This window comes from Paenibacillus sp. 01L418 (genome assembly GCF_056400045.1).
Map to the genome: position 1 here is coordinate 1 of NZ_JBFTSN010000169.1, position 12,461 is coordinate 12,461.

General features: G+C 41.3%; 13 protein-coding genes. 1 reads left to right on the plus strand and 12 read right to left on the minus strand.

Going from position 1 to position 12,461, the window contains the following annotated elements:
* Window positions 1–156: 156 nt before the first annotated feature.
* From AC1DSE_RS19315 to AC1DSE_RS19335, 5 genes are all read right to left on the minus strand, one after another.
* Window positions 157–1,059, minus strand: coding sequence for a LysR family transcriptional regulator (locus AC1DSE_RS19315; RefSeq protein ID WP_477528047.1), 903 nt, complete (start codon window positions 1,057–1,059; stop codon window positions 157–159).
* A 170-nt stretch (window positions 1,060–1,229) separates the two neighbouring features.
* Window positions 1,230–2,090: a helix-turn-helix domain-containing protein gene (locus AC1DSE_RS19320; protein WP_441880699.1), complete on the minus strand. Its 861-nt coding sequence runs from the start codon at window positions 2,088–2,090 to the stop codon at window positions 1,230–1,232.
* A 95-nt stretch (window positions 2,091–2,185) separates the two neighbouring features.
* Window positions 2,186–3,187, minus strand: coding sequence for a phosphotransferase (locus AC1DSE_RS19325; protein ID WP_477510337.1), 1,002 nt, complete (start codon window positions 3,185–3,187; stop codon window positions 2,186–2,188).
* Between the two features lie 33 nt (window positions 3,188–3,220).
* Window positions 3,221–3,946 carry a class I SAM-dependent methyltransferase gene (locus AC1DSE_RS19330; RefSeq protein ID WP_477510336.1) on the minus strand — a complete coding sequence of 242 codons (726 nt, stop codon included), beginning with the start codon at window positions 3,944–3,946 and terminating at the stop codon, window positions 3,221–3,223.
* Window positions 3,947–4,441: 495 nt separating this feature from the next.
* Entirely contained in the window at window positions 4,442–4,912 is a 471-nt protein-coding gene (locus AC1DSE_RS19335; RefSeq protein ID WP_477528048.1) for an SRPBCC family protein, read from the minus strand.
* 293 nt (window positions 4,913–5,205) lie between these two features.
* Between AC1DSE_RS19335 and AC1DSE_RS19340 the strand changes: the two genes are divergently transcribed.
* The gene (locus AC1DSE_RS19340) at window positions 5,206–5,610 is read left to right on the plus strand and encodes a VOC family protein (RefSeq protein ID WP_477510334.1); all 405 of its coding nucleotides are present in this window, start codon (window positions 5,206–5,208) and stop codon (window positions 5,608–5,610) included.
* Between the two features lie 94 nt (window positions 5,611–5,704).
* Here the strand turns inward: AC1DSE_RS19340 and AC1DSE_RS19345 are convergent, their stop codons facing one another.
* From AC1DSE_RS19345 to AC1DSE_RS19375, 7 genes are all read right to left on the minus strand, one after another.
* Complete coding sequence (locus tag AC1DSE_RS19345) at window positions 5,705–6,028, minus strand: hypothetical protein (RefSeq protein ID WP_477510333.1); 324 nt, start codon at window positions 6,026–6,028, stop codon at window positions 5,705–5,707.
* Window positions 6,029–6,142: 114 nt separating this feature from the next.
* A complete protein-coding gene (locus AC1DSE_RS19350) occupies window positions 6,143–7,021 on the minus strand; it encodes a cation diffusion facilitator family transporter (RefSeq protein WP_477510332.1) in 879 nt (292 codons plus the stop codon).
* Window positions 7,022–7,257: 236 nt separating this feature from the next.
* Window positions 7,258–8,751, minus strand: a complete 1,494-nt coding sequence (abc-f, locus tag AC1DSE_RS19355; protein ID WP_477510331.1) for a ribosomal protection-like ABC-F family protein — start codon at window positions 8,749–8,751, stop codon at window positions 7,258–7,260.
* 323 nt (window positions 8,752–9,074) lie between these two features.
* Window positions 9,075–9,434 (minus strand): MmcQ/YjbR family DNA-binding protein, encoded by a 360-nt coding sequence (locus AC1DSE_RS19360; protein ID WP_076267250.1) that lies wholly within the window; start codon window positions 9,432–9,434, stop codon window positions 9,075–9,077.
* Window positions 9,435–9,491: 57 nt separating this feature from the next.
* Window positions 9,492–10,616, minus strand: coding sequence for an NAD(P)/FAD-dependent oxidoreductase (locus tag AC1DSE_RS19365; protein ID WP_477510415.1), 1,125 nt, complete (start codon window positions 10,614–10,616; stop codon window positions 9,492–9,494).
* A 121-nt stretch (window positions 10,617–10,737) separates the two neighbouring features.
* On the minus strand, window positions 10,738–11,364 hold the full coding sequence (locus AC1DSE_RS19370) for a hypothetical protein (protein WP_477510330.1): 627 nt from the start codon (window positions 11,362–11,364) through the stop codon (window positions 10,738–10,740).
* A gap of 288 nt (window positions 11,365–11,652) precedes the next feature.
* Window positions 11,653–12,096 (minus strand): family 4 glycosyl hydrolase, encoded by a 444-nt coding sequence (locus AC1DSE_RS19375; protein ID WP_477510329.1) that lies wholly within the window; start codon window positions 12,094–12,096, stop codon window positions 11,653–11,655.
* Window positions 12,097–12,461: the final 365 nt, after the last annotated feature.

Below are 12,461 nucleotides of genomic sequence, written 5' to 3' on the forward strand. Positions count from 1 at the left end.
GATCCGCACCAATACGTGGATATCCCAAAACACTGCTTTTCACCATCTCGTAACACTCCTATACAAATTGTTACAAGAAAGATAACACGTATTCACTGTTATAGAGTAACTGGATTAAACTATATCTAGTCATAGCCTTAAGCTATACCCGCATTTTTATTTGCCAATCGCTTGTTTGAGCGCCTCAATATATGMTGATCCAAGCTTGGATAAGGAAGCATTTCGCTGCGAAATCCAACCTACATTGATCGTCTCCTCGCAATCGAGCGGTACTGGAATAATCTCATTGCCGTTTAAATCAGCGCTTAGAACACCAGTCGATATCGTATATCCGTTTAGTCCAATTAGGAGATTGAACAGCGTCGCCCGATCGTTTACACGGATACTTTTTTTATGAGTCATCGTACTTAAAATTTCTTCTGAAAAATGAAAAGAATTGTATTCGCCTTGGTCAAAGGACAAATAGGGATAATTTTGAAGCTGGTCAATGGTCACGATGGATTGATTGGCTAACGGGTTATTAATGCTGATGAAAATATGAGGCTTAGCTGTAAATAAGCTAATAAACTGTAAATTCGCCGTTTTGAGCAGCTTATTGATTACCTTCCCATTGAACTCGTTAAGATACAAGATTCCAATCTCGCTGCGCAGGCTTTTAACATCTTCAATAATTTCGTAGGTTTTAGTCTCACGTAATGTTAATTCATATTCTTCCTGACCATACTCGCGAACCAAACTGACAAATGCATTCACTGCAAAAGCATAATGCTGAGTAGAAACCGAAAAATGCTGCGGCGAAGGCTTGGCATTCAGGTAACGGCTTTCCAACAATTCCGCCTGCTCAACGACCTGCCTAGCATAACTTAAAAACTCAACACCTTCCTTAGAAAGTGAAATTCCTTTATTAGATCTCTCGAAAATCTCTAGCTGCATTTCCTCTTCCAGATCCTTAATGGCATTGGAAAGACTAGGCTGAGAAATAAACAACCGCTTGGCTGCCTCATTAATGGAGCCTCGATTGGCGACCTCAATTACGTATTTTAATTGTTGTAGAGTCAATGAAATACTCCCTTCTAACATCCTGCTTGTCTTTCTTATATTATACATATAAAACAAGCCAAACATTGCATCGCCTGCCGTTTAAGCATAAGAAAAAGGAACCCGAATTGCAGCGGATTCCCAAACGTTCTTTAAAGCTATCGCTGGAAGACTGACTTTACGTCCATCCTTCAGTTTTTCGCTATAGCACTGCTTTCAGTACAATCATTCAATATACCTCTACTGATGAAGGGTGCGATCGACACCAGTGCTTTTAAGCCTTCTTTCTCAAAAGCTTTTTTTGCACATTCGTCAATTGCCTCTGTACTTATAAATGGCGCCAGCGATACAATGGCATTTATGCCCTCTTTTTCAACGGCTATCCTCGCGCATTCATCAATGACTTCTTTACTAATAAACGGGGCGAGTGACACAATGGCAGTTATGCCTTCTTTTTTAACCGCCATCCTCGCACATTCATCAATCGCACACTGACTAATAAATGGGGCCATCGATACGAGTGAATGTATACCTGCTTTTTCAAAAGATTGCTTCGAGTACTCGTCAATCGCAGATTCACTCATAAAGGGAGCTAACGATACGAGTACATAAATGCCCTCTTTTTCAAACACCTGTTTTGCAAATCTGTCTATCGTCTCATCACTAACAAAAGGAGCAAGAGCCAAAAGATCGCCTATTTCAGCAACCTCCTCTGCATTCGCAACGAATTCATCCACTTGCTCTGTTTTGAGCAATGGTGCAATTTCGGAAATATCTTTAAGTGAAACTTCATTATGTTGTAAATAATCTTCTGTTGAATGATCCAGCATACTTCTAAGTAGTTCAGTACCTTTGCCTTCGTCTAAAATCTCATCGATACTGACATCAAAAATTTCTGCGATCTGGGGAAGCTTAGAAATATCAGGCATCGTCTCTCCCCGCTCCCAATTGCTCACCGCCTGATAACTGATATTAAGTCTGTCTGCTAATCCCATTTGGGTAATTCCGATCTTCTTCCTTAGCTTTGAAATATTTCTGCCTACCTTCATCATATCAAACACTGTCATCACCCCTTCATTCAAGATACTTTCAGTGTATATTTGACCCTTCTTTTTGTATATCAAGCGGTGCTTGAGCCCAGAATTCCTCAAACCAGATATAATTCAAGTAGTGCTTGCAAGGCCCCGCGATGCTGATTCAACCAGTTATTTCGTGTTTGAAATTGATGGAGTATATAGTTGAAGTTAGCTTCAATCGATTTCCCTGAGTAATGCTGACCTATATAAATATGGAGAACTGCAATATGATAAATCTGCGTCATGAGCTGCAAATGATTAGTTTCTTGTATAGTTGCCTTACGAAAAACGGCATAGCCCTTAATGTAGGCTTCAGTCATTTCCAAAGATCCATCCGACATTTGCAAAATATGATTAAGGCTAATGACAAATTCCATAAAACTAGCATCAATCGAAGTGAAATCAAAATCCAATACGCCACATATGTTGTTGTTTTGGGACAATAGGTTGAATATGAGCATATCATGATGAACGAGCTGCCTTGGCAAACTTTTTAGCTGGTGGATAGACATCTCAACGGACAAAATCATATTTTTATAGAAGTTCAGGTGGGATTCAGAAATGTAAAATGGCGGATTTTCAATAAAAGAAGTTATAGCATTACGATGGGAAAGTGGATGAAGATCATAAATATCTGAGAAAGCTTTTCCATGGTGGTCTAGCAGATCAGTTTCATATTCGCTCAGAGTTGAAGAGATTTCTCCAACGACCTGACCAAATTTCAAGGCTTGTTGTGTTTCTACTATTTCTGGTACACGGCCTTCAATAAATAATACGACCGCACCTAAAGTACCGTCTGCTAGTTGTATGTATTCATCCCCATTGAGCGTCCGAAGAAATACAGGCACTTGAAATGTAAGATTACGGCCACTTAAAAATGAAGTTATTTTCGATTCCATTTCCATGCTTTGTACATTTTTCGTATGGCGATCGTAGATGCGAACTACATATTTTCGATCATTAATTTTAACAATCTTCGTGAGGTTTGTTAGACCAAAAGGAACGGACTCGATTTCATAGCTCGGATGAATAAAATAATAGTGTATTAGCTCATCGATTACTGTCTGCATCATATCCCCCTAATCCTAATAAAGAATTCTATCCTTCTATTTCCGAGCTTTCACAATGAGAAAATGAGGATTAGTCGAAAGACGATCATACCAACGCTTATACCAATCCATAGCATCTGGTTTATCTTTAAAAGCTAAATCCGGCTGCGGCTCGATGATTTGATCAATGATAAATTGGGCAGATGTGACATTCAGAATCTCTTGAAGAGGCCTCCTATAAAATGTAACCTCCACTGGGCCAGATTCTTTCTTGTTCCAGGTTTCCATAAGCAGCTCGTGAGCGAAATAATCAGGTCTTTCAAAATGTTTAAAGTCCATAAATGGATGATGTACGGAGAAAATAACTTGTCCACCCGGTTTCAATATGCGATGGAATTCTTGAAAGGTTGGCGCCCAATCATCGATATAGTGCAGGGTTAATGAGCTTACTATAAGGTTGAATGTTTCGTTTTTAAATGGGAGGGGCTCAGTTAAATCACAAGCGAATACTTCTGCCTCATGACCAACTCGCCTTTTGCATGCTTCTACCATAGCAGGACTCAAATCAATAGCCGTTACTTGAGCACCGCGCTTTAAAAATTGCTCCGTGTACCAACCTGCAGCACAGCCAGCATCAAGGACTGTAAGTGAATTCATATCATTTGGCATAAGTTTCATCGTTGCTGGCCGCTCATAATAAGCGTTGTGCCCACTCTCAGTATCCACATGCTTTTCGTAGTCTTTTGCAAGTTTGTCGTACGCTGTGACAACCTTTTCCTTCATTTTGTTCACACCCTCCTATTTCTAGCTATAACAGCAGCTTGATAATACCATAATTTTTCAGTTATGAGGTAAAAGACAGCCATAATAATGGCTGTCTCCTTTTGGATCATATGATTATATTTTAAGAGCTGGAAAAAATGCTAGAGATATGCTCACAAATTTCATCCATAACCTATCAAAAACAAATTTGAAAAATGCCACGTAGAAATAGCTAGCGGGATAATGGATAACAGCTTAAGCCAATTTTTTTTAGCTGCAAATCCGACCACTAACATGATTACTCCTATGATTAACAATACAATTAGTGCTAAAAATGACATATTGATGCCTCCCAGCTCGTAATCCAGCAATCATCTGCTTCCTTACAAATCAATTCTAATAAAAACCTTTTCTTGAAACGAGTACCAACTTTTTGTAGTACCTGTTCATATATGATCTCTATCATCTTGCTTGATTGTTATGAGAAGCTTGCCAGTACAGAGCGTTTAAACGAGGTTAATCAAGGTCAGTGACTAGCTCTTCTGCCCTACTCTTTAATTGATTATTTCGATGCTCCAAAAAACTTTTCATGTACCTTCTTAATATCAATCTCTCTGTAATCCATCCAACTATTCCAAACGGAGCTTCAAAAACCAATATGTSTTTCATTAATGTCATTCCATCATGTTCCTCAAATATATGCTCATGTCTTAAACTTTTAAAAGCCCCCTTGCTCATTTCGTCTACAAAAAGATAGGGACTTTCATATTCCGTAATTTTCGAGGTTAGTTTTTGTCTGATTAGAAAATGAGTAGCCAGAAAGGTCACGGTTTCTCCCTTATTAATCATGCCTTCAATCGTTCCTGCTATAGCCCTCTCCTTCGTATGTTTCCAGACCGTTTGAGTATGTACTTCTATATTCCTCGCTAAGTCAAAACAATGATGTATTGGAGCATTTATAAGAACCTCGGTTTTAACAGTAACCAATCCAAACACCTCATTAAGCTACAATTACTCTTAAAGCCAGCATTGTACCCATTTTTAAAATAACTCTTTAGGCAGCCCATGATCAGAAATAATTAATAAACACCTTCCCGAGCTGCAACTTCATTTTATCATTACTGGAAATTCACTGCCTGTCAGCATAATAAAATAAAGTTTTAAAATTTTTTTTGGAATCTGTCGATTTTCAAACTTCTCATTCGTTGTCTAAATAGAGGCTGAGTTCATCGGTTATCTACAAAAATAATCCAAACTATGGGATGAGAGGATGTTATAAGATGGCAAAACACACAACTTATATGATGTCGGAGGACGCAAAAGCTCAAGCTGAGTTCTATACTCATGCACTTGGTGGAGAGATCCTGTCCGTTATGACGCATGGACAGCTTCCTGATGCAAAGGAAGAACTCAAGGATAAAGTTGTTAACTTGAGTCTGATGGCTGGAGGAATTCACTTTTTAATGTCCGATTCTGTATTTGAACCCATCATTCGCGGAAATGCCATACATCTGTGTCTCGAGTATGATGCAGAGGCTGAAGCCCGCGAAGCCTTCGATAAGCTAGCTGTAGGCGGCAACATTAAATGCCCGTTAGAACCCGCATTTTGGGGCACATTATTCGGACATATCGAAGACAAATACGGCGTAATGTGGATGATCACCACCACTGGACCAACTGCCTAAACAATAATTGCAAGAGCAAAGCCCGCCCGAAAATAATATCGGGCGGGCTTTTTTGGGGACTGCACAACTGCAACTCTTCCACCGTAGTTATCCGTTAGCTGAATATACTTGTGGGGATTTCGCCATCGGAAAAGTAACGGATTGCCTTACCTTTTTCTTCAGCATATTGAATCTCTTTTTTTGTACTGTTGCCTATATATCCATCCACATCAATTACGAATATTTCATCAGAAATATCTATTTTTCTTAAATGCAGATGCCCTAGTAACTCTGCTTGTTCTTCTGTAATTTTAAAACCATCACTTTGTTCAAAAAAAGCAACACTAATAACAATATTGCCTTGAAGTGTAAGAAACGCGTTTGCTTTTTCAAATTGATCTTTGAATTTTGTAGAACCGCATAAAGTTATTACTGCCATGTTCAATTCCTTTCTGATGATGTTCTTATTATGTGATATCAACTTGAAAAAATCTTTATTCTCCACTTTTTCATGTCAATGCACAGCTGTTACTCTTGAACTTACTCTGTGTACCTAACTACTCGCCAAAAAAGGCTCTATGTGAATGTGTACGTAGGAAATGCTGTGCAATTCAGCAATACGTTTCTCAATTTGTTCTGAAATGTCATGGCTTTCTCCTACATTTAGCTGATGGTCTACGGCAATCGTTACGTCTACCAGTTTGTTATTCCCGTGAATACGAGCTTTTATATCAATTATTTTCTCTACACCTGGGGTATCGGAGACGGTTTGTTTAATGGTTTGAAGTTCTTCATGATCAAAACCGTCAGTAAGCGCATGCGAACAATCACGAAAAATATCCCATGCTGTTTTACAAATAATGATGCCTACAATTAGAGCTGTGACTGGGTCAAGCCATGGCAAGCCAAATTGTGAACCGATGATGCCAACAAAAGCGCCCATGCTTACAAGAGCATCCGAACGATTATCTTGTGCGGCCGCCATCATTGCGTGACTGTTTATTTTTTTTGCTAAACGAATGTTGTAAAGGTAAACGAAATAAATGGCTATGGCACAAAATAGGGCAGTCCAAGCTGCAATAATATCAGGTGATTCAATTGTTGGAGCTCTGAACTTCATAACCGTCTGATACAATACTTGTATACCAACAGCGAACATTATAAAAGAAGCGATTAGGGCAGCTACCGTTTCAGCTCTGTAATGACCATACCGATGGTTTTTGTCCGGTGGTTTCCGAGATATTTTAAGCCCGATCAACACGGCTATAGAAGCAATAATATCGGTTGAGTTGTTCAGACCATCAGCTGATAAGGCTTCGGAGCCAGTGAGGAAACCTATAATTAACTTTATTGCGGACAAGAAAATATAAGCGCCAATGCTCAGCCATGCACCTTTTTCGCCTTGTTTGATATCATCATACGTATCTTGCACTTGTTTCACTCCCAGTCGGTTTTGCAGAACAAAACCTATGTTACTTGATAGAATGCGTGTGGGTCTAGAGAAACAGTTTTGTTTTTGGCATCAAAAATAAGCTCAGACAAACAGTGTTGCACAGCCCCAATTTTTAATATCGAATCATGCAACTGGCAAATAATAAAACTGGCCTTCGATTACACACAAAAAAACAGCAGCCTTATGGCTGCTGTTTCGTTTAAAAGATACGATTTTTAGTCAAAGTTTCCCGTCAGTTCAATCGTTTTTGTGGCGACACGGTCGTGAAATTCACGATCATGTTCCACGAACACTATGGTCGGTGCGTACTCATGCAGCAGCTCCTCAATCTGCATCCGGGAAATGACGTCAACAAAGTTCAGCGGTTCGTCCCAAATATGCAGATGAGCCTCTTCACATAGACTTCTCGCGATCAGAACCTTTTTCTTCTGTCCACCGCTAAACGCCGACATATCCTTCTCAAACTGGATACGGGCGAAATCAAGCTTTCGCAGCACGCTCTTAAATAAACTTTCGTCGATTCCGTGCTCTGCTGCATAATCAGAAAGTGACCCTCTCAGATGAGAAGTATTCTGGGATACATAGGAAACGCGCAGCTGAGGATCAATCCGAAACGTACCCGTATAGTGAAGCGCCTCGCCGTTTAGCAGGTGGAGCACACTAGACTTACCCGAACCGTTTGGACCCGAAATGGCGATCCGATCCCCTTGTTCGATCGTCAAATTAACGTTCTCGCAAACTGATTTTTCACCGTAATAAATCGAGACGTGATCCAGCACAGCCAGTTCGGATTTGGAATACGCGAGTTGAGAGATCACAAGGCTTTCTGACTGTTCAATATTTCGAAGCAGTTTCGATTTCTCTTCAACAGCGGCATTTTGCCGCTGCTCAATGGATTTCGCGCGTTTCATCATTTTAGCAGCTTTGTGCCCGACATATCCTTTATCCAGCTTGGAACCAGAGTTTCGTGTGCCGTTTTTCGATTTTTCAATCTCGTGGGACCAGCCGCTCGTGCGTTTGACAGAGCTTGATAAACGCTCGATATCTTTGTACAGCTTCTCGTTTTGTGCCAATTCGAACGTGTCCTGGCGAGTTTTGTTCGTCCACCAGCTGGAGAAGTTGCCTTTTTGAATTTCTATATTTGTTTTGTTGATCGATAAAATATGATCGACACAGCGGTCGAGAAATGAGCGGTCATGTGACACAAGAATAAAACCGCGCTTCGTGTTTAAATAATCACCGACGAGTTTACGTGCATGCAAGTCGAGATGATTGGTTGGTTCGTCGATGAGCAGAAAGCGATTGTCCTGGATGAACAGCACGGCAAGCAGTACCTTCGTTTGCTCGCCTTGGGACAGCGTTTCGAATGGCCGGTACAACACATCTTCCGAAACCTTTAGCAGATTCAGTTCACGCATCAGCTTCCAGCGCTCATAGTCTGGCACGATTTCTTCGATGACGTCGACAGTCAAATATTCCGGATGCTCGACGGGAAACGGAAAATAATCAAAGGCAACGGGTGCGGAGATCGTACCGCTGTATTCGTATTTCCCCTGCAGCAGGTTAAAGAACGTCGTTTTTCCCCGACCGTTTCGCCCTGTAAACCCGAGCTTCCAGTCTGTATCGATTTGAAAATGAACATTTTCGAATATGAGGTCATAGCTGCCTGGATAGGCAAAAGTGAGATTAGATACTTGAATCGCGGGCATGGCGATCATCCTTTCGTATGAAAATAAAAAAGAGACGCAAGAAAGGTGCTTTCTTGCGTCTCTAATCCATACGAGGAAATACAGCCCCATTTTATGGGACTGGATGACTATCCGGATAGGGAGCGCAAACGAAATGCAGACCTTTCTTGCAGAGACGAAATAAACCAACCACAGCGGATCGCTGAGTTCGTTCTTTTCGTGATCTCACAGCAAGAAAGTTCTACATTGTATTCGTTCAACTCCCATCATCAAAATTAGGTACAGTTTATCACAATCTTAATTTAACTACAACCAGCGAAGTCCCATCATACGCTCTGAGCCATTTAGTTCTTTTCGATAATAGATTCTCGAAGGCTCTTAGAAAGACTTTTGACAACCAGCTCGTAAGAATGATCAATCATTTCAAAAACATCCGACTCTGGCAAAGAACCGTCGATCGTAATTGTATTCCAATGTTTTTTATTCATATGGTATCCTGGTCGAACAGCCTCATGCTGTTCCCTTAAGTTTTCCGCAATTATCGGATCACATTTCAGGTTTAAGCGAAGATGCTCCCCTTTGTCCTCAAAAATAAACGCGAATATTTTACCTGCAACTTTGATGACCAATGGTTCGAATCCGAAGGGATAATCTTTAGACGCCCCGTTCTTCGTTAAACAGTATTCGATGATATTATTCTTCAAAACAGCAGCTCTCCTTCTACGATGTTAAAATGACTCATTATGAATTTATCCTACAGCTCAGCTAATGGCTTTACAAATTTCATAATCGGTTAAATCGATATCCACTTCCATTCCTAGTGCTAGCTTAGCCAACTGATCTCCGATATAAGGTCCCATCGTCAAGCCGGAAGCCCCAAGACCGTTCACCGCAAGCAGTCCCTCCCAATCTGGAATGGCGCCTATAACCGGAAGAAAATCGGGAGTAAAAGGGCGAAAGCCTACTCTTACTTCCTGAAATGTACTATCTGCCAGATCAGGTGCGAATGGAAGACATTTGCTTAAAATTTCATGCATTCCACCGGATGTGATCCTCGTATCATAACCTTCAATATCATTTTCATGAGTTGCCCCTATGACGATTTTTTGCTGATCAAAGGCGAGCAAATATTGATCGGAAGGCGGCATAACAACCGGCCAGATGCCAGTATTCTGTTTGGCATCTGGAACCTGCAAGTGCATGATTTGTGCTTTCTGATAACTCACTTTAAAATCAATGCCCAACGGTTGCAGCAGCTGCCCAGCCCAGGCCCCTGCACAGACGATCACGATGTCAGCCGGATAATTAATTGCCTCAACCGTTACACCCGTTATTCGGTTGGATTGATATTCAAGCCCAGCATCCCCATAGATAAGCTCAGCCCCATTCCTCTGTGCAGATCGAAGCAAAGCATCACGCAGCGCACGGCCATCCACACGGGCGGCTCCACTAATATGAACGGAAGAATATCCTTCAACGAGCAGCGGGAAGAGCTCTCGGGTCCGATGTTCATCAAGCTGCGTAATCTCACCGATTTCTGGAGCTTCTTCTAAACGCTTGTATGCTCTCGCTTCCATTTTCTCGATTTTCTCCGAATCCATATGTATACTGAGGGCACCTACCTTGGCATATCCGGTTTCGGTTTCCCCTTCACTTTCCAGCTCTTCAATTAAAACAGGGTAATAACTCGCTCCAGCCTTAGCAAGGCGATACCACGCCTTATTGCGCCGCTGCGACAGCCAAGGACAAATAATGCCAGCTGCTGCATCCGTAGCCTGTCCTTCATCTTTCCTATCGATAATGAGGACATCTGCACCCTGCTTAGCCAAATGGTATGCAGTTGATGCTCCAGCAATTCCTGCGCCAATGACAATGATCTTCATGATGATTTCACTTCTTTCTATAATCGCTCTTCTCATTATAACGAGATCCCTCTCAAATAGAAAAAGCCGCGTATGACGTGGCACTTTAAGTTTCACATGAAGTGCAATGGTCTATTATCTAATTTTAATCATCTGACATATCCGTTAACGATATAGGTATTTCAACATAATCAGGTCCTACAATCTTTACACCATCTTTTTCATCTGAGCCCACCGCAACCGAAATACTGAATTGATCTGACTCTTGTATTGCCTTTTTATCAGAAACTAAGTCAATCACAACCGTTCCTGTACCGCCTCCCGTTGATTTATAGGCGTCTCGTCCTCTTCCAACTTCAATTATCGCTCTCCATTTATTTTCTGTATCCGCGGTAGTCAATGTCGTTATATAGTCCGTAGGTATGGATTTTGTTTCTTTTTCAGGATAACTGCTTGTAATGTTTGAAATATACCATTTATCAGGAATATTGAAAGCAACACCACCCCAGTCTTTAGGGTCGATTGAAATCGAAGCAACAATCTGAATATGTTCCGGAATTCCTTTGTCTCCCTTGATAAATAATGTTCCTTTTGCTGATGTATTCAAATCTGTAGAATCAGAACTCACGCTAAAACTTCTGGTTTGAACTATCTTTTCGTTAACTGCTGTTTTGTGAATAAATTTCTCTTGTCTTGATGACAGCAGTAAAATTAAAATGGTCACACTAATTATTAATACAGCAAGCAAAATGTATCTCGCTTTTATAGTCATATCTGCCCTCCTTAGCAGTCCACATAACTTTACCTTTTACGAAGCAAATCAGCTTCTAAATACTTTGTAAGGTAAATCGTTACTCCCAAATGATATTGTATAAATATCTTAACATATATTGGTTTTTCATCCTTATTGAATTAATCTTTCAGTTAGACACACACTTACCACTAAAATAAAAACAAACATAAGAAAAGACCGCCATCGGCGGTCTTGGACTTACAGCGACAGCACGAACAAAAAAAGCAATTCCCTCTCAAAAAGGAATTGCTTTACCTGTTGTTTTTGCTACAGGTCCCAGCCAGGCAGCATCGTCTTCGTGTTCTGAAGCATTTTCTCAAACAATGCTGCGCCAGCTTGATTAGGCAGACTGACAAGCGGATCGTTCATGAAAGCCTGAAACGCCAAGGCTTTGTCTTTGTTTAAGGCAGCCTGAAGTGTCATTTCCTGATTCATTACATGCGGCAGCACCAGCTGCTCCACCTCAGGAATGAGCCTACCAGCAAGAATCGGGCTTACGTGGTTATAACCGAATACAGCGTTCGTCTCCACGACGGTTCCCGCCGGCAAACCTTCGATCTGTCCGCGATTCGGCATATTTACGTTCGTAATCAGCCCGCCCATTCCGAGTAATGCTTTTATCATCTCGATGCCTTCCTCTCCGGTAGGCTTCACCTCGAATGCTTCCTCTCCAGTTGCTAGCCGCTGGCCCTTGGCATAAAGTTCTGCCACGCTCCCCCAAATCAAGCAATAGAAATGAAGAGGGCAGGGATTGTTCCTGCCCTCTTTATGATAGATGATGCCCTATGCTTATCGGGATCAGCCTGTCGCAGGGCTGTTTAGTAAAAAAAGAGCCGCCCGCCGGCCGGAGGCCACTGAAAAAGTCCGTTAGATATAAAGGCACAGACCCTCAATATTTTGAGGGCGCTGTGCCTTTTTTCTTGTATACTTTCAGTATCACGTCGGAAGGGTGAATATCATGTTCCAGCCTCAACTCTCATTTGCACTTAGTCCGTACACAGCGCTGTACGACCTCATCGTGCCAAAAGACAACATGTTGCGTCAGATTAACGAACTCGTCGACTTCTCCTTCATCT

Excerpts from the sequence above, each read along its gene's own strand:
- AC1DSE_RS19320 (WP_441880699.1), bottom strand. The coding sequence starts at position 2,090 with ATGATGAAGGTAGGCAGAAATATTTCAAAGCTAAGGAAGAAGATCGGA.
- AC1DSE_RS19325 (WP_477510337.1), bottom strand. The coding sequence starts at position 3,187 with ATGATGCAGACAGTAATCGATGAGCTAATACACTATTATTTTATTCAT.
- AC1DSE_RS19330 (WP_477510336.1), bottom strand. The coding sequence starts at position 3,946 with ATGAAGGAAAAGGTTGTCACAGCGTACGACAAACTTGCAAAAGACTAC.
- AC1DSE_RS19340 (WP_477510334.1), top strand. The coding sequence starts at position 5,206 with ATGGCAAAACACACAACTTATATGATGTCGGAGGACGCAAAAGCTCAA.
- AC1DSE_RS19345 (WP_477510333.1), bottom strand. The coding sequence starts at position 6,028 with ATGGCAGTAATAACTTTATGCGGTTCTACAAAATTCAAAGATCAATTT.
- abc-f (WP_477510331.1), bottom strand. The coding sequence starts at position 8,751 with ATGCCCGCGATTCAAGTATCTAATCTCACTTTTGCCTATCCAGGCAGC.
- AC1DSE_RS19370 (WP_477510330.1), bottom strand. The coding sequence starts at position 11,364 with ATGACTATAAAAGCGAGATACATTTTGCTTGCTGTATTAATAATTAGT.